Origin of the sequence: Pandoraea soli (genome assembly GCF_902459595.1) — a bacterium.
Classification (GTDB): domain Bacteria; phylum Pseudomonadota; class Gammaproteobacteria; order Burkholderiales; family Burkholderiaceae; genus Pandoraea; species Pandoraea cepalis.
The window spans coordinates 31,612-48,124 of sequence record NZ_CABPSG010000010.1 but is presented as its reverse complement, the minus strand read 5'-3'; the positions used below and the strand labels follow the sequence as shown (position 1 = coordinate 48,124).

Annotated in this window: 15 protein-coding genes; 9 read left to right on the top strand and 6 right to left on the bottom strand. The window is 64.1% G+C overall.

From position 1 onward, the window contains the following. Positions 1-26 precede the first annotated feature (26 nt). From PSO31014_RS16910 to PSO31014_RS16900, 3 genes are all read right to left on the bottom strand, one after another. Positions 27-398: an SMR family transporter gene (locus tag PSO31014_RS16910; RefSeq protein WP_150552686.1), complete on the bottom strand. Its 372-nt coding sequence runs from the start codon at positions 396-398 to the stop codon at positions 27-29. Between the two features lie 142 nt (positions 399-540). Then, complete coding sequence (locus PSO31014_RS16905; protein WP_174976559.1) at positions 541-2,241, bottom strand: glycosyltransferase family 39 protein; 1,701 nt, start codon at positions 2,239-2,241, stop codon at positions 541-543. A 56-nt stretch (positions 2,242-2,297) separates the two neighbouring features. After that, on the bottom strand, positions 2,298-2,684 hold the full coding sequence (locus tag PSO31014_RS16900) for an Mth938-like domain-containing protein (protein WP_130027810.1): 387 nt from the start codon (positions 2,682-2,684) through the stop codon (positions 2,298-2,300). 324 nt (positions 2,685-3,008) lie between these two features. Between PSO31014_RS16900 and PSO31014_RS16895 the strand changes: the two genes are divergently transcribed. The 6 genes from PSO31014_RS16895 to moaE are packed head-to-tail and all read left to right on the top strand — an operon-like array spanning position 3,009 to position 9,174. Continuing rightward, positions 3,009-4,235: a pyridoxal phosphate-dependent aminotransferase gene (locus PSO31014_RS16895; protein ID WP_017232271.1), complete on the top strand. Its 1,227-nt coding sequence runs from the start codon at positions 3,009-3,011 to the stop codon at positions 4,233-4,235. A gap of 37 nt (positions 4,236-4,272) precedes the next feature. After that, a complete protein-coding gene (locus tag PSO31014_RS16890) occupies positions 4,273-5,583 on the top strand; it encodes a homoserine dehydrogenase (protein WP_150552684.1) in 1,311 nt (436 codons plus the stop codon). A 40-nt stretch (positions 5,584-5,623) separates the two neighbouring features. Next, complete coding sequence (gene thrC / locus PSO31014_RS16885) at positions 5,624-7,090, top strand: threonine synthase (RefSeq protein ID WP_150552683.1); 1,467 nt, start codon at positions 5,624-5,626, stop codon at positions 7,088-7,090. Between the two features lie 40 nt (positions 7,091-7,130). Next, a complete protein-coding gene (locus PSO31014_RS16880) occupies positions 7,131-8,342 on the top strand; it encodes a molybdopterin molybdotransferase MoeA (RefSeq protein WP_150552682.1) in 1,212 nt (403 codons plus the stop codon). A gap of 39 nt (positions 8,343-8,381) precedes the next feature. Continuing rightward, complete coding sequence (moaD, locus tag PSO31014_RS16875; protein WP_150552681.1) at positions 8,382-8,639, top strand: molybdopterin converting factor subunit 1; 258 nt, start codon at positions 8,382-8,384, stop codon at positions 8,637-8,639. Positions 8,640-8,691: 52 nt separating this feature from the next. Continuing rightward, positions 8,692-9,174: a molybdopterin synthase catalytic subunit MoaE gene (gene moaE, locus PSO31014_RS16870; protein ID WP_150552680.1), complete on the top strand. Its 483-nt coding sequence runs from the start codon at positions 8,692-8,694 to the stop codon at positions 9,172-9,174. A gap of 57 nt (positions 9,175-9,231) precedes the next feature. Here moaE and PSO31014_RS16865 read toward each other — a convergent pair whose 3' ends face one another. Continuing rightward, the gene (locus PSO31014_RS16865) at positions 9,232-9,717 is read right to left on the bottom strand and encodes a group III truncated hemoglobin (RefSeq protein ID WP_150552679.1); all 486 of its coding nucleotides are present in this window, start codon (positions 9,715-9,717) and stop codon (positions 9,232-9,234) included. 283 nt (positions 9,718-10,000) lie between these two features. On the opposite strand from PSO31014_RS16865, the gene clpB reads away from it, so the two are divergent. Together clpB and PSO31014_RS16855 are read left to right on the top strand one after the other, a co-directional pair. Next, positions 10,001-12,646: an ATP-dependent chaperone ClpB gene (gene clpB, locus PSO31014_RS16860; protein ID WP_150552678.1), complete on the top strand. Its 2,646-nt coding sequence runs from the start codon at positions 10,001-10,003 to the stop codon at positions 12,644-12,646. Between the two features lie 228 nt (positions 12,647-12,874). Continuing rightward, on the top strand, positions 12,875-13,360 hold the full coding sequence (locus PSO31014_RS16855; RefSeq protein WP_150552677.1) for a gamma-glutamylcyclotransferase family protein: 486 nt from the start codon (positions 12,875-12,877) through the stop codon (positions 13,358-13,360). A 59-nt stretch (positions 13,361-13,419) separates the two neighbouring features. Here the strand turns inward: PSO31014_RS16855 and PSO31014_RS16850 are convergent, their stop codons facing one another. Continuing rightward, positions 13,420-14,223 carry a VUT family protein gene (locus PSO31014_RS16850; RefSeq protein ID WP_174976548.1) on the bottom strand — a complete coding sequence of 268 codons (804 nt, stop codon included), beginning with the start codon at positions 14,221-14,223 and terminating at the stop codon, positions 13,420-13,422. Next, the gene (locus tag PSO31014_RS16845) at positions 14,220-15,086 is read right to left on the bottom strand and encodes a hypothetical protein (protein ID WP_150552675.1); all 867 of its coding nucleotides are present in this window, start codon (positions 15,084-15,086) and stop codon (positions 14,220-14,222) included. Before PSO31014_RS16845 ends, PSO31014_RS16850 begins: the two co-directional genes overlap by 4 nt. A gap of 240 nt (positions 15,087-15,326) precedes the next feature. Between PSO31014_RS16845 and PSO31014_RS16840 the strand changes: the two genes are divergently transcribed. Beyond that, positions 15,327-16,238 (top strand): DMT family transporter, encoded by a 912-nt coding sequence (locus PSO31014_RS16840; RefSeq protein WP_174976558.1) that lies wholly within the window; start codon positions 15,327-15,329, stop codon positions 16,236-16,238. Positions 16,239-16,513 lie beyond the last annotated feature (275 nt).

The window sequence follows — 16,513 nt, the reverse complement described above, 5'->3', positions numbered from 1 at the left end:
TCCGTGATTACGGTCCGTCAGCAGCCTTAGCTGCGCGCAAGAATATAAACGCCGACCAGGATGATGCCGATGGCCACGACACGCTGCATCGACAGCGCCTCGCCAAACAGGTACCACGCGGCAAAGGCGTTCACCACGTAGCCGAGCGAGAGCATCGGGTACGCGATCGAGACCTCGACGCGCGAGAGTGCCAGAATCCAGACGACCACGCTGATCGCATAACACACGAGCCCGCCCATGATCGGCACTTGCGTGGCCAGCTTGAGGCCGATGGGCACGATGTTGGCACGCGTGAACTCAAGCGCGCCGATCGAGTTGGCGCCGGCCTTGAGCAACAACTGGGCGCATGCATTGAGCAGTACGCCCGTGAGAATAAGTGAAAACGTAGCGAGATTCATGGAACGTTGATGAACGTTTGTGAATAATTATGGATACCGCAAATTGGCTGGCGCTTAGTTTCCCTAAGCGCGTCAGCCGGTTTTTGTCGCCGTCTCCGGCCAGAGCCGTCGACGCAAACGGATCAAACGATAGCCGGATGCACTATTTTACGTTGTCTTCCGCCAGGGGTTTGGCGATCACGACGCGGCGGGCGTCACGCGCGACGATCCGCATGGGCAAGTGCTCGGCTTCGAGCTTGCCGAATGTGTCCGGATCGACCAGCGCGAGCGCTTTCGGATCGGCGCGCCAGCGGGCGTAGAAGTCGTCGAGCGTGGACAGCCATTTCTGCGGCTCCTGCTTCACACCGAATTCCAGTTCGTCCGGGTGCTGCACCATGATCATCGTGCGGCCGAGGTAGTACGGCAGGGTGTGATCGAGCACATTGACCGAATAGAACGGCACATTCGGCCCGAGACGCTGCATCTCGGCCTTGATGGCCGGCACGAGCAACACACCTGAGCTTTGGCGCCCGAATACTTCGTGTCCCATGCCGCCGACGGTCACGAACAACAGCATGCCGCCGGCAAAGGTGAGCAGCGCGCGCCGCGCACTATGGCGCGCCAGTCGCCATGCCACGAGCGTGCCGGCCAGGCCGATGCCGATCGCGACATACAGCCAGATCTGGAACGCCTTGTACAACTCGTTCGGATTGCGCACGCTCGCGGGACGTCCCGCGAAGATGGCCACCATCACGAGCGCGGCAATCAGCAGGATCGCATAACCAGCCAGGTGCAAGCGCACGGTGTCGCGCCGCAATTGCGCCAGATACAGGCCGAAGAGCAGCGCCATGGCCGGCGCAATGGGCAGCAGATACGAGATCAGCTTCGAGTGCGAGGCGCTGAAGAATACGAAGATGAACGCCGACCACACCCACAGCATCAGCGCGGGGGCGAAGCCGTTGGGCTGGCGGGGCATGCGCAGCGTGGCGCGTACGGTGCCCGGCAGGACCGACAGCCAGGGCAGGAAGCCGACGAGGAACACGGGCACGAAGTACCACGGCGCGCCATCGCGGTTATGCCCCTCCATCGCGAAGCGGCGGAAGTGTTCGTTGATGAAGAAGAAGTCGAAGAATTCGGGGTTGCGCATTTGCACCAGCACGAACCACGGGGCCGCCAGCGCGAAAAAAACGATCAGGCCGCTACCCAGGTACAGGCGTCGCCACAAGGCCCAGTCCCGTGCAATGAGCGTATAGAGCACGAGCACGGCGCCCGGCAGCACGATGCCGACGAGCCCCTTGCTCAGCACGGCGAGCGCCATGGCCGCCCAGCACAGCCACATCCAGGCGCGCACGGCGGGGCGCGGAAGTCCCGGGCGCTGTGCCAGAAGCAGGGCGCACAGCGAGAGTCCCATGAAAAACGACAGGCCCATGTCCAGCACGTTGAAGTGCCCGAGCAACGACCACAGCGGCGCGCTGGCGAGTGCGACGGCCGCGAACAGACCCACACGGGCATTGAACACGCGCCGGCCGGTAAAACCGACCATCAGCACGCCCGCGAACCCCGTGAGCGCGGTCCACAGCCGGGCTTGCCATTCCCCAAGCCCGAACGCCGCGAACGTGAGCGCATTCATCCACGTTTGCAGCGGCGGCTTCTCGAAATATTTGTAGCCGTTGTAGCGGGGCGTGATCCAGTCGCCCGTGACCCACATCTCGCGCGCCATTTCCGCGTAACGGCCTTCGTCGCTCGCGATCAGGTGGCGGTAGTCGAGCACGCCGAACCATACGAGCGCGAACACCACGAGCAGCAGCCAGAAGGCGGCCGGCGAGAGCGGGTAGGCCGCGGGCGGCGCGGCGGGGGCGGGCAGGGCAGAGGACGCGAGCGGGGCAGCAGCCGGCAGGCCGGAGGCGAGCGGGCGGCGGCTCACGCAGTCGCCTCGGTCTCGATGAGCAGGGCGAGCACGACGCGGCGCCCTTCGCTCATCAGGATGTTGTAGGTGCGGCAGGCGGCCTGGGTGTCCATGGAGTCGACGCCAACGCGCCGGCTGGTGAGCGACGTGGTCAGGCGCGGATGCGCGAAGCGCAGGCGCTCACCGCTGCCGAAGATCACGACTTCGGGGTCGAGGGCATGCAATTGGTCGAAATGGGCGGATTCGAGCGCGTCGAAGCGCGACACCGGCCAGGCCTGGATCTCGCCCTCGGGCGCAATGATCACGCTGTGCTCGTGACGAATCTTGTTGACCTCGACATAGCCCCGGCCGTAGCCGGTGACCGTGTTCAATGCTTGCGACGGGTCTTGATGCAGTTTCACTTTAGAAAGATTCCCTGCCCAGGGCTTGCCCCGGGGGTGGATGCACGTCGGCAGATCGTTCAACGGGCGGGCATCTTGCCTCGCATGGCGCAAACCGTCAATGATGCATTGCCGAACTCTGTCATAATTGGCTAAATTATAGCTTTTTGCCGTACGCAGCACGGCAAAACCGTTGCAGTGCGGCATTTGCCACGCCTAAACCGGGGAAATGCGGTGCCCTGTGCGCTTCGCGCACATCGCCGTCCGACCGCCGGTGCGCCGTGCGTCCCGCCTGCTTGCCGGCTCGTCCGGACCCCTGCGCCGCCCGTCAAGACCACAACCGCCGTGAAACCGATCCTCAAATCGCTGAAATTGCAGAATGTCTGCTACGACATTCGTGGCCCCGTGCTCGAACATGCCAAGCGCATGGAAGACGAGGGGCATCGCGTCATCAAACTGAACATCGGCAATCTGGCGCCGTTCGGTTTCGAGCCGCCCGACGAAATCGTGCAGGACATGATCCGAAATCTGCCGAATTCGGCCGGTTACTCGGACTCGCGGGGCGTGTTCGCGGCGCGCAAGGCGATCATGCACTACTGCCAGCAAAAGCGCATCAAGGACGTCCAGCTCGACGACATCTACCTCGGCAACGGGGCCTCCGAGCTGATCGTGATGGCCATGCAGGCGCTGCTCAACGACGGCGACGAAGTGCTCGTGCCCGCGCCCGACTACCCGCTCTGGACGGCAGCCGTCAGCCTGTCGGGCGGCACGCCGGTGCATTACGTCTGCGACGAGCAGGCGGACTGGCAACCGGATCTCGCCGACATCCGCAAGAAGATCACGCCGAATACGCGCGCGATCGTCATCATCAACCCGAACAACCCGACCGGCGCGCTCTACTCGGACGAACTGCTCAAAGACATCGTCGCCCTCGCGCGCGAGCACAAGCTCATCATTTACGCCGACGAGATCTACGACAAGATCGTCTACGACGGCGCGGAGCACACCTCGATCGGTTCACTGTCCGAGGACGTGCTCACCATCACGTTCAACGGCCTGTCCAAGAGCTATCGCGCGTGCGGTTACCGCGCGGGCTGGATGGTCGTGTCGGGCGACAAGCGTCCGGCGAGCGACTACATCGAAGGGCTGAACATTCTGGCCTCGATGCGCCTGTGCCCGAACGTTCCCGGCCAGTACGCCATCCAGACGGCGCTCGGCGGCTACCAGAGCATCAAGGACCTGATCGTGCCGGGCGGACGCCTGTATGAGCAGCGCGAGATCGCGCACCGCATGCTCACCGACATTCCCGGCGTGACCTGCGTGAAGCCAAAGGCCGCGCTGTATCTGTTCCCGCGTCTCGATCCGGCGATGTATCCCATCGCCAACGATCAGGACTTCATTCTCCAGTTGCTGCTCGAAGAGAAGGTCCTGCTGGTGCAGGGCAGCGGCTTCAACTGGATGCATCCCGACCATTTCCGCGTAGTGTTCCTGCCTCACGAGGGCGACCTGGAAGACGCCATCAGTCGCATTGCCCGCTTCCTTGACGGTTATCGCCGTCGCCACGGCAAGTGATGCGCGCCACCCGATTTCGACTTTTGAGTAAAACTGCATGAAACCGATCAAAGTGGGCCTGCTCGGCCTTGGCACGGTAGGCTACGGCGCCTTCCAGGTACTGGCTCGCAACCAGGAAGAAATTCAACGTCGCGCCGGCCGGGGGATCGAGATTACGAAGGTCGCGGTGCGAAATGTCGAACGCGCCCGAGGCCTCGTGGGCAGCGCCGCCGTCGTGACGGGCGATCCGTTCGACGTGGTCAACGATCCGGACATCGATGTCGTGGTCGAGACCATCGGCGGCTACGACCTCACGAAGGAACTGGTCCTCAAGGCGATCGAGAACGGCAAGCACGTGGTCACGGCCAACAAGGCGCTGCTGGCCCTGTACGGCAACGAGATTTTCGCCGCCGCGCGCAAGGCCAACGTGATGGTCGCCTTCGAAGCGGCCGTCGCCGGGGGCATTCCCATCATCAAGGCGCTGCGCGAGGGCCTGACCGCCAACCGCATCGAGTGGATCGCCGGCATCATCAACGGCACCACGAACTTCATTCTTTCGGAGATGCGCGACAAGGGCATCGACTTCGACGTGGCCCTTGCCGACGCGCAGCGTCTGGGCTACGCGGAAGCGGACCCGACGTTCGACATCGAAGGCGTTGACGCCGCGCACAAGCTCACGCTCATGAGCGCCATCGCGTTCGGCGTCCCGGTGCAGTTCGAGCGCGCGTATGTCGAAGGCATCACCAAGCTCTCGGCGCTGGACATCAAGTATGCGGAGGAGTTTGGCTACCGCATCAAGCTGCTGGGGATCACGCGTCGCACCGAGGCCGGTATCGAATTGCGCGTGCATCCGACGCTGATTCCGGCCAAGCGCCTCATCGCCAACGTGGAAGGCGCCATGAACGCCGTGCTGGTGCAGGGCGACGCCGTGGGCGCCACGCTGTATTACGGCAAGGGCGCGGGCGCCGAGCCGACCGCCTCGGCCGTGGTGGCCGACATCGTCGACGTGACGCGTCTGCAAACGGCCGATCCGGAGCATCGCGTGCCGCACCTGGCGTTCCAGCACGACGCGCTGTCGAACACCCCAGTGCTGCCCATCGACGAGGTCACGACCAGCTACTACCTGCGTCTGCGCGTGGTCGATCGCGCGGGGGTGATGGCGGAAATCACGCGCATCCTCGCCGATCTGGATATCTCCATCGACGCCTTGCTGCAGAAGGAATCGCGTGAGGGCGAGCATCAGACCGACATCATCATCCTGACGCACCAGACCCAGGAAAAGCACATCAATTCGGCCATCGCGAAGATCGAGTCGATGGACACCGTGCTCTCGAAGGTCACGCGCATCCGTATGGAGGCGCTCAGCTGAGCGCCGGCCACACGAACCGATACGACAGGACACGATCCCCATGAAATACATCTCCACGCGCGGCGCGGGCCTCACCTCGGGCGAGCCGCAATCGTTCTCCAGCATTCTGCTTGGCGGCCTGGCCCCGGATGGCGGTCTGTATCTGCCGACGCAATACCCGCAGGTGACGGCTGACGAGCTGCGCGCCTGGCGCCAGTTGTCGTACGCGGAGCTGGCCGCGAAGGTGCTGGCCAAATTCGCAGGCGACATTCCGGCCGAGATCCTGGCCGACCTGACGGCGCGCACGTACACCGCCGAGGTGTACCGCAATGTGCGTCCGGGCGAGGATGCGGCCGATATCACGCCGCTGCTGCCGCTGGGGGTCGAAGGGGGCACGCAACTCTCGCTGCTGGCGCTCTCGAACGGCCCGACGCTGGCGTTCAAGGACATGGCCATGCAGTTGCTGGGCAACCTGTTCGAGTATGCGCTGGCGCAGCACGGCGATGCACTCAACATTCTCGGCGCGACGTCGGGCGACACGGGCAGCGCGGCCGAGTATGCCATGCGCGGCAAGGAAGGCATTCGCGTCTTCATGCTCTCGCCGGCCGGCAAGATGAGTGCGTTTCAGACGGCCCAGATGTACAGCCTGCAGGATCCGAACATCTTCAACCTCGCGGTCGAGGGCGTGTTCGACGACGCACAGGACATCGTCAAGGCGGTGTCGAACGATCATGCGTACAAGGCGCGCTACAAGATCGGTACGGTCAATTCGATCAACTGGGCGCGGGTCGTGGCGCAGGTCGTGTACTACTTCAAGGGCTACTTCGCCGCTACGGGCGGTCAGTCGGGCCACGACGGTGAGGTGTCGTTCACGGTGCCGTCGGGCAACTTCGGCAACGTTTGCGCCGGCCATATCGCCCGCATGATGGGTCTGCCGATCCGCAAGCTGGTCGTGGCCACGAACGAGAACGACGTGCTCGACGAGTTCTTCCGCACCGGTCACTACCGCGTGCGCAAGTCCGCCGAAACCTTCCACACCAGCAGCCCGAGCATGGATATCTCGAAGGCGTCGAACTTCGAACGTTTCCTGTTCGATCTGCTCGGTCGCGATGCGAAGGCGACCGCCGAGCTGCTCTCGAAAGTCGAGCGCGAAGGCGGCTTCGATCTGTCGGGTACCGAGGCGTTCGCGCGTGTGGCGCGGTTCGGTTTCGTTTCGGGGCGCAGCACGCATGCCGATCGCGTGGCGACGATCCAGGACGTGGCCAAGCGCTACGACGTGGTCATCGACACGCACACGGCCGACGGTGTGAAGGTCGCGCGCGAAGCGCTCGAACCCGGCGTGCCGATGGTGGTGCTCGAGACCGCCCAGCCCGCGAAGTTTGCCGAGACGATTCGCGAGGCGTTGCATCGCGAGCCGCCGCGCCCGGCCGGATTCGAGCAGCTCGAATCGCTGCCGCAGCGCGTCGAGACGGTGCCGAACGACGTCGCGAGCGTGAAGGCCTATATTGCTGAGCATACCGGCCTGTAAGGCGGCGCTCGCCCTGTCCCCTGACTTTCCCGCCTCTGCCATGCTGAGTACACAAGACGCCCTGGATGCCGTGCTGGCAGCGGCTCGACCGCTGGATCGGCAGGAGACGGTCGACACGCTTGCGGCCAACGCTCGCGTGCTGGCCGCCGACGTAATCGCCACGCTCGATGTGCCGCCGATGGATACGAGTGCCATGGACGGCTACGCCGTGCGGGTCGCGGACCTGACCGGGGATGAGGCCGTGCTGCCGGTCTCGCAGCGTATTCCGGCGGGGCATGCCCCTGAGACGCTCGCCCGCGGCACGGCGGCGCGCATCTTCACGGGCGCGCCGGTGCCGCCGGGGGCCGACGCCGTCGTCATGCAGGAGCAGTGCGAAGCGCGTGAGGACGGCACCGTCGTGATTCGCCATAGGCCTGCGGTCGATGAGTTCGTCAACCGGCAGGGGTCGGATATTCGCCGTGACAGCGTCGTGCTCGCCGCCGGGACTCGGCTGCGCGCCCCGGCGCTGGGGCTGGCGGCGTCCGTAGGCATGGCGAAGCTGCAAGTCGCGCGTCGCTTGCGTGTGGCCGTCTTCTTCACCGGTGACGAGCTGACCATGCCCGGCGAGGCGCTGCGTGCAGGCAGCATCTACAACTCGAACCGCTTCGTGCTGCGCAACCTCCTGGAAAATCTGGGCTGCGAGATGACCGATTACGGCATCGTGCCGGACAATCTGGCCGCCACGCGTGCAATTCTGCGCGACGCGGCCCGTGGCAACGACCTGATCATCACGTCCGGCGGCGTGTCGGTGGGCGAGGAAGATCACGTCAAACCCGCCGTGGAAGCCGAAGGCCGCCTCAATCTGTGGCAGATCGCGCTTAAGCCGGGTAAGCCGCTGGCGTATGGCGAGGTCAATCGGCCTGGCGGCGAGACGGCGCATTTCATCGGCCTACCCGGCAATCCGGTGTCGAGCTTCGTGACGTTCCTGCTCTTCGTGCGCCCATTCATTCTGCGCTTGCTGGGGGCGACGGCGGTGACGCCGCGTCGCATTCCCATGCGCGCGGACTTCACGCAGACGAAGGCGGACCGTCGCAATGAATTCGTGCGCGCCCGTATCAACGAGCAAGGCGGCCTCGACGCGTTTCCCAACCAGAGTTCGGCGGTACTGACGTCGACCGTCTGGGGCGACGGCCTCATCGACAATCCGCCGGGGCATCGCATCGAAGCCGGCCAGACGGTGGCGTTCCTGCCGTTCTCCGACCTCCTATATTGAGAGACAGGTACGTCGCCGATGTGGCGTGCCAGCCAGACTATGCAGATCGAACTTCGTTTTTTCGCCAGCGTCCGCGAGGCACTGAATGTCGCTGAGGAGCGTGTGGATGTTCCCGCCGGGATTGCCACCGTGGGAGACGTGCGCCAGTGGCTGTGTGGCCGCGGCCCCGTCTGGGCCGAGACGCTCGGCGCGCAGCGCGCGCTGCGCACGGCGCTCGACCATACGATGGTGCCGGCGGCCACGCGCTTGACCGACGGGTGTGAAGTCGCGTTCTTCCCGCCTGTGACGGGCGGTTGAGCCACATGTCGTCGCCAGCGTAGCGATTCACGGGACAGGAGATACCGCCAGCATGCCGATTCGTGTACAGACCGAGGATTTCGACCTGTCGGAGGAGATTCGACGGCTGCGCGCCGGCGATCTACGCGTGGGCGCCGTGGCGAGCTTCGTGGGCACGGTGCGTGATTTGAACGACGGCAACGACGTTTCGCGCATGACGCTCGAGCACTATCCGGGCATGACGGAGAAGGCGCTGGCGGCGATCGTCGAGCAAGCGCTCGCGCGTTGGCGCCTGTTCGACGCACTGGTGATTCACCGCTACGGCGAGCTGGGCCCCGGCGATCAGATCGTGCTGGTGGCCGTCACGTCCGCCCATCGGGGCGACGCGTTTGCCGCCTGCGAGTTCATCATGGACTATCTGAAGACCGAGGCGCCGTTCTGGAAGAAGGAAGCGACGCCGCAAGGCGAGCGCTGGGTCGATGCGCGCGAGACGGACACGGTTGCGCGCGAGCGTTGGGCGACGAGCGATGCGTCTGGGGTCGCCGAAAAACGCTGACTTCCCCTTTTATTGTCCGTCAACATCGGCGAAGATTTTGAATTTTCGCCGATCGTGTCATTCGCGAGGTCGTACTGACCTTGCCTGCTTCACGCTGTCGAGTAGCGCACGCTGCGCTGGCGGCAGCGTGTATTCCCATCCGAACAGATTCAACTGAAGACTCTCCGCGATCCGGATGGCCGGTTCCGCGAAGGCGAAGGCGGCCTGCGGTTCGAAGAGCCTGTCCAGCGTATCGAAGAAGAGGGCGAGCCAGCGGCTGAAATGCTCGCCGCTCAGGTGGCCGAACGGCTGATGCGCCTGCGTCACATTGCCGCGGTAGCGTTTGGCGCCGAGCACGATGCTGGACCAGAACGCCACCATTTTTTCCAGATGCATGTCCCAGCGGCCTTCGAGTGCTTGCCGAAAGACAGGGCCGAGCATCTCGTCGTCGCGGATGCGCCCGTAGAAGGTGTTCACGAGCAGTCGCACGGCGTCTTCGTCGATCTCGGCGAGGCGCGTTGCGGGCCACGGATCCGGCGGCTGGCGGGAGGTTTGTGCTGACATTTCTAGTGGCACCCGGGCGAGCGCGCCGGCGATTCCCGACGTCTTGGCGTCAGCGCGACGCATGGTGCCGGAGGCTAAAAATGGCTATTATGAACTTCAAAATCGAGCGTGTCCTGCGGTCGTTTCACGCCCCCCGTATGGTGGCATCTCGCCCGCGGCTGGCTCGGTGCCCATCCGTTCCGGCGTCGCACGACAATGTCAATCGTCGCGCTGCCATGCCCCTTGAAACCGCAGGGGCTTGTCCGCACATCCGATCCAGAAAGATTTCTTACCGGAGCCCTAGATGCGACAAGACAAATTCACCACGCAGTTCCTGGAAGCGCTGGCTGATGCTCAGAGCATGGCAGTCGGTCGCGACCAGCAATACATCGAGCCGCTGCATCTTCTCGCAGCGCTGATCGCACAACCCGAAGGCGCCGCGCGCTCGTTGCTGCAGCGTGCCGGCGTGCAGGTGCAGCCGCTCGCGCACGACATCGAGACGGCCCTCGCAAAGCTGCCGCAAGTTCAAGGCACCGACGGCAACGTCCAGGTCGGCCGCGAACTCGCGGGCCTGCTCAATCAGTCCGACAAGGAAGCGCAGAAGCATGGCGACAGTTATATCGCCAGCGAAATGTTCTTGCTCGCGCTGGCCGACGACAAGGGCGAAACGGGCAAGCTGGCGCGGGCGCGTGGCCTGACGCGCAAGTCGCTCGAAGCCGCCATCGAAGGCGTGCGCGGCGGACAATCCGTCAACAGCCAGGATGCCGAGAATCAGCGCGAAGCCCTCAAGAAATACACGCTGGACCTGACCGAGCGCGCGTCGCTTGGCAAGCTCGATCCGGTGATCGGCCGCGACGACGAAATTCGTCGCACGATCCAGATTCTGCAACGCCGCACGAAGAACAACCCGGTGCTCATCGGTGAGCCGGGCGTGGGCAAGACCGCCATCGTGGAAGGGCTCGCGCAGCGTATCGTCAACGGCGAAGTGCCGGAGTCGCTCAAGAACAAGCGCGTGCTCGCCCTGGACATGGCGGGGCTGCTCGCCGGCGCGAAATTCCGTGGCGAATTCGAAGAGCGGCTGAAGAGCGTGCTGAGCGACATCGCCAAGGATGAAGGCCGCACGATCCTGTTCATCGACGAAATTCACACGATGGTCGGGGCCGGCAAGGCCGAGGGCGCCATGGACGCGGGCAACATGCTCAAGCCGGCGCTCGCGCGGGGCGAACTGCACTGCATCGGCGCGACCACGCTCGACGAATACCGCAAGTACATCGAGAAGGACGCCGCGCTGGAGCGTCGTTTCCAGAAGGTGCTCGTCGACGAGCCGAGCGTCGAGGCGACCATCGCCATTCTGCGTGGTCTGCAGGAGAAATACGAGCTGCACCACGGGGTGGAGATCACCGACCCGGCCATCGTGGCGGCGGCGGAGCTCAGCCAGCGCTACATCACCGACCGGTTCCTGCCGGACAAGGCCATCGACTTGATCGACGAGGCCGCGTCGAAGATCAAGATGGAGATCGACTCGAAGCCGGAAGTGATGGACAAGCTGGACCGTCGCCTGATCCAGTTGAAGATCGAGCGCGAAGCCGTCAAGAAGGAAACCGACGAAGCCTCGCAAAAGCGCTTGGCGCTGATCGAGGAAGAGATCTCGCGCCTGGAGCGCGAGTACGCCGACCTCGAAGAAGTGTGGACCGCGGAGAAGGCAGCGGTACAGGGCAGCGCGCAGGTCAAGGAAGAGATCGAGCGCGTGCGTGCCGACATTACGAAGCTGCAACGCGAAGGCAAGCTCGACAAGGTGGCTGAACTGCAATACGGCAAGCTGCCACAGCTCGAAGCCCGGTTGAAGGACGCCGACGCGGCGGAAGCGGCGGGCCAGCAGTCGCATCCACGCCTGTTGCGCACGCAGGTGGGCACCGAAGAGATTGCCGAAGTGGTCTCGCGGGCGACCGGCATCCCGGTCTCGAAGATGATGCAGGGCGAGCGTGAAAAGCTGCTCCACATGGAAGACAAACTGCACGAGCGCGTGATCGGGCAGGACGAGGCGATTACCGCCGTGGCCGACGCCATCCGGCGTTCGCGCGCCGGGCTGTCGGATCCGAACCGTCCGTATGGCTCGTTCCTGTTCCTCGGGCCGACCGGTGTGGGCAAGACCGAGCTGTGCAAGGCGCTGGCGATGTTCCTGTTCGACGCCGAGGACCACCTCATCCGCATCGACATGAGCGAGTTCATGGAGAAGCACAGCGTCGCGCGGCTGATTGGCGCGCCTCCGGGCTATGTCGGTTATGAAGAGGGCGGCTACCTGACGGAAGCGGTGCGTCGCAAGCCGTACAGTGTGATCCTCCTCGACGAAGTCGAAAAGGCGCACCCTGACGTGTTCAATGTGCTGCTGCAAGTGCTCGACGACGGCCGCATGACCGATGGCCAGGGCCGCACGGTGGACTTCAAGAACACGGTGATCGTGATGACGTCGAACCTCGGATCGTCGATGATTCAGTCGATGGTCGGCGAGCCGCAGGAGCGCATCAAGGATGCCGTGTGGGTGGAAATCAAGGATCACTTCCGTCCGGAGTTCCTGAACCGTATCGACGAAGTCGTGGTGTTCCACGGTCTCGACCAGAAGCACATCGAGTCGATTGCCACGATCCAGATCGAGATCCTGCGTCAACGTCTGGCCAAGCTTGAAATGACGCTCGACGTGACCAAGGCGGCACTCACGCATGTGGCGCGCGAGGGCTTCGACCCGGTGTTCGGTGCGCGGCCGCTCAAGCGGGCGATCCAGCAGGAGATCGAGAACCCGATCGCCAAGCTGGTGCTGGCGGGCAAGTTCGGGCCGAAGGACACCATCCCGGTCGACTGGCGCAACGGGCGATTCACGTTCGAGGGCGACGCCGCCCGGCCGGTGAACGCGGCGACCGAAGCGACCGACGCGACGCCACCGGTCGCCGAGTAAGCGCGAGCGCGGTTCCCGCAACTTGCATGGACCGCATGATCCGTCCCCGCGTACCGGAATGTGCGCGGGGATTTTTTTCTCTAAGGGTTGCGCGCGCGATCCTGTCCTCGGTCAGTCAGTCGAAAGGACGACCATTGGCTCGGACAGCGGGCGTGTCGGACGCGGTATGTGTCGTTGAGGGCCGACGCGTCGCCTGCGGTCCCACTTTTTCGGCTTTGGATGCTCGAGATGAACACTGCAACGCGTGACCGGCATGATGCCCATGACTCGCAGGACGAGGGGGTCTATGTTTTTGTCTATGGCACGCTGCGTGCTGGAGAAATCAACGACGTGTCGTATGCCGCCGAGCGACACGGCATCGAGGCGCCAGTCTATGTCGGCACCACGTCACTTGGCGGGCGGCTGTACGATTTCGGGGACTATCCTGGCATGGTGCTCGACGCCGCGGCGTGCGACGGCCACAGCGCGGGCCGTGTGACCGGCGACGTCTACCGCATCGCAACGGCGCTGGTCCCCGTGCTCGACGAGATCGAAGCCGTGTATCCGGGCGAGGCGGGGTTGTTCGTTCGAGACATGCGCGATGTCGCGTGTGACGGCGCGACCTACGCCTGTATCGTCTATCCGGTGAGCGAGTTCGCCGTCCAACAGTTGCCGCAGATTGCCGGTGGGGACTGGGTCACGTATCGCCGCGCGCGCGACGCCAACGCGGCGTAATCCTGGCGGAACCGTGGCGTCGCTGCGGCACGGCTGTGACAGCGCGCGAGCGACATGCGCTATCGAATCTCGACGGATTGCCGCGGCATCGATGCTCGAAAGCGGAACGGATTGAGCGAGGTACCGACGTCATAGTGGTCGATGCCGTCCACGCGCTTGAGCACCTGCGCCAGACCCACCGTGAGCGGCAGCACCAGCCATTGCATCGCACATTTGAAGACGAATTCGAGTCCGGCCATGCGGGCCATCGCGTCCAGGTCGAGCACGTAGGCGAATGCCACCGTCACGAAGACGACCGTATCGAGCATGGCGGCCAGCGCGCTGCCGGCCATGAGGCGCAGGCTCGCCTGTCGGCCGTGCATCGCCACCTTCATGCGCGCGAGCGTGGCGGCGTTCGCGAACTCGCCGACGAAGCATGCCGACACCGATGCCAGGAACATATGGGCGATGGCCTCGTACCAGTGGCGCTGCACCTCGTCCGTGAAGCCGGTTTCCGCCGCCCAGGCCGCTTCGGTTGGCAGCAGGGTCATCAGCAAGAGAAATCCGATCATCACCAGATTGGCCGCGAGTCCGCTCCAGATCACGATGCGGCTGATGCGATAGCCGTAGACCTCCGTGAGCACCGACGCAAAGAGGTAAGCAAACGGGAAGCTGATGAGGGCGGCCGAGAATGTCAGTCGCAACGGCTCACCCCCGACCGACCAGGGCAGTGTGACCTCGCATACGCGAGCGCCCAATGCGTTCGAGATCAGCAGGAAGCTCACGAAGGCGATCGCAAGCACGATGACGGCGGGCGTCATGCGCGTGGCCTGGCGTGCGGCGAGCGCCACGGGCAGTGGGGCAGGGGAGATCGTCGAGGTCATTGGCGAATGGTGCGCAGATTGGTGAGGGCGATGGCATGCGTCGAGCGCACGGGATTGATATCGAGTCCGTAACGCCGCGTGAAACGTGCGCCGACCGCCAGTCGCGTTGGCGCGCATCGCGTGAGCACGTCACTGAAGAGCGTATCCACGCAGTGCTCGATGAGCATCGCGCTATCGCGAAACGACAGGACGTACGCCAGCAGTGAGCGACGACAGATCGGGGCGCCTGTGTAGTCGAACCAGACGGTTCCGTAGTCGACGCCGTCGGTGAGCGGGCATCGCACGCTCAACAGGTCGGAGACCAGGCATTCGCGAATCGGCGAGGCCGGTGCCACATCGGCGTCGCTGGCGAGGCGCAGGACAGTCGCCTGCACGCCTCCGCGTATCACGCTGACCGGCGCGAGGTCGAGACTCTCCGTGCCGGGACCGCAGGCGGCCGTGGCGCGAACGGCTTGCCGGACCGGTGTCATGCGCACGAGGACGTACGCTTGCAGACAGCGCGATAACTCGCCCGCCACATGCGCTTCCAGTGCGTCGGGAGATTCGAAGCATCGCTCGCGCAACGTCAGGAAATAGCGTTGCGCGTCCGACATCTCCAGCGTGAACGGGGAATCGCACGGAATCACGATTTCCGCCACGGCGATCTGGGGGCGCTCATGCATGTCGAGCCAAGCGACCTCATAGTGATTCCAGAGGTCGTAACCGCGCGGCAGCACCAACGACGACGCGCGCGACGAGGTCGTGTGGGGTTGAAAGCGGGTGCGGGGAATCGGATGAATGACGGTGTTCTGGCTGCGAGGTGGCCCGTCGGACGGGGGCCGGGCCTCGTGAGGAGAGACGGCCCGTGAATCTTGATACGTCATGTCTGTGAAATCTCCGATCGATCAGCCAGTCACCATAGCGCGCGACCGCTTGCCTGTTCAATGCGACGATTCCGAAAATGGACCGTGCGTGACCCACCATGGCGGGCGTTCTGGGTTGACGATGAACGCAACTGTGCCGTTGCCGCCATGTCCGATTTTGACCAGCAGGCCTGCCGTCGATGTGGGACGATTCACGCGTTCCCATTCTTTCCGGCGGCCAACCGTGCCGTCATGCCGACTATGCGTTCGTCCGACATTGCCCGTTTGCTGACGCTCTCCGCCATCTGGGGCGCGAGCTTTCTTTTCATGCGCATCATCGTCCCCGTGCTCGGGCCGCTACCCACGGCGTTCCTTCGCGTGACCCTCGGCGCCATCGGCCTGGCGGTCATCCTGCTGGTAATGCGTGTGCGCTGGGAGTTCAAGGGGCGGCTCGGGGCGTCGATGCTGCTCGGCGTCATCAATTCCGGCATTCCGTTTGCGATGTACTGCCTCGCCGCGCGTGTGCTGCCGGCCGGTTACTCGGCGATTCTCAACGCGACCACGCCGCTGATGGGCGTCATCATCGGTACGTTGTTCTTCCGTGAGCGGCTGACGGGTGCCAAGGGGCTGGGGGTGTTGCTCGGGCTCGTCGGGGTCGCCGTATTGACGCGCGCCGGGCCGGTCACGATGTCGGGGCCGGTGGTCATGGGGGCGTTGGCGTGTCTCGTCGCTACGTCCTGCTACGGTCTGGCGGGCTATCTGACGAAGCGCTGGATTTCCGACCGGGGCGGCCTCGACGCGAAGCTGGTTGCCTTCGGCAGCCAGCTGGGGGCGGCCGTCGTGCTGCTGCCGTTCTTCGGCTACGTGTCTGCAACGTCCGGCATTCCCGGCCCGGCCACCGGCGGCGTGTGGGCCGCGATGGCCGCGCTCGGTTTCATGTGCAGCGCGGTGGCCTACATGATGTTCTTCCGCCTGATCGCGGATCTGGGCCCGTTGCGCTCGCTGACCGTCACGTTCCTCATTCCGCCATTCGGTGTGCTGTGGGGCGCCTTGTTCCTGAATGAAGCGGTCACGATGGCTCACGTCGTCGGCGGCTGTTTCATCGCGCTTGCCGTGTGGTTCGTGTGCAAGCCGCCCAGGGCGGCGACGGCGGCCCGTCGGGCCGCATCGTAACCGCCGCGCTCGCGCCCCCGCGCCGATTCGCGCGGCGGTGCATCGCGTTGACAAAGCCGGGACTCGACGTCACCGGCTTTTTTCATGATACGGAATGTTCTTGCGATGCGTAAAAATTTGCGCTGCTCGGCACAACGATGCCATTTCAGGAAGGAAGATATCGTTTCTTATTAAGAAATATTATTTTTATGTTATTGATTTATATGATTAAAAAATATTAGTCAGTGACGCGATTCGTTCTGTTGCGTTGCATGAATAATCCCTAGACTCTTATA

Excerpts from the sequence above, each read along its gene's own strand:
- PSO31014_RS16850 (WP_174976548.1), bottom strand. The coding sequence starts at position 14,223 with ATGACCTCGACGATCTCCCCTGCCCCACTGCCCGTGGCGCTCGCCGCA.
- moaE (WP_150552680.1), top strand. The coding sequence starts at position 8,692 with ATGCCGATTCGTGTACAGACCGAGGATTTCGACCTGTCGGAGGAGATT.
- PSO31014_RS16890 (WP_150552684.1), top strand. The coding sequence starts at position 4,273 with ATGAAACCGATCAAAGTGGGCCTGCTCGGCCTTGGCACGGTAGGCTAC.
- PSO31014_RS16855 (WP_150552677.1), top strand. The coding sequence starts at position 12,875 with ATGAACACTGCAACGCGTGACCGGCATGATGCCCATGACTCGCAGGAC.
- clpB (WP_150552678.1), top strand. The coding sequence starts at position 10,001 with ATGCGACAAGACAAATTCACCACGCAGTTCCTGGAAGCGCTGGCTGAT.
- moaD (WP_150552681.1), top strand. The coding sequence starts at position 8,382 with ATGCAGATCGAACTTCGTTTTTTCGCCAGCGTCCGCGAGGCACTGAAT.
- thrC (WP_150552683.1), top strand. The coding sequence starts at position 5,624 with ATGAAATACATCTCCACGCGCGGCGCGGGCCTCACCTCGGGCGAGCCG.
- PSO31014_RS16840 (WP_174976558.1), top strand. The coding sequence starts at position 15,327 with ATGCGTTCGTCCGACATTGCCCGTTTGCTGACGCTCTCCGCCATCTGG.
- PSO31014_RS16845 (WP_150552675.1), bottom strand. The coding sequence starts at position 15,086 with ATGACGTATCAAGATTCACGGGCCGTCTCTCCTCACGAGGCCCGGCCC.
- PSO31014_RS16880 (WP_150552682.1), top strand. The coding sequence starts at position 7,131 with ATGCTGAGTACACAAGACGCCCTGGATGCCGTGCTGGCAGCGGCTCGA.
- PSO31014_RS16910 (WP_150552686.1), bottom strand. The coding sequence starts at position 398 with ATGAATCTCGCTACGTTTTCACTTATTCTCACGGGCGTACTGCTCAAT.
- PSO31014_RS16865 (WP_150552679.1), bottom strand. The coding sequence starts at position 9,717 with ATGTCAGCACAAACCTCCCGCCAGCCGCCGGATCCGTGGCCCGCAACG.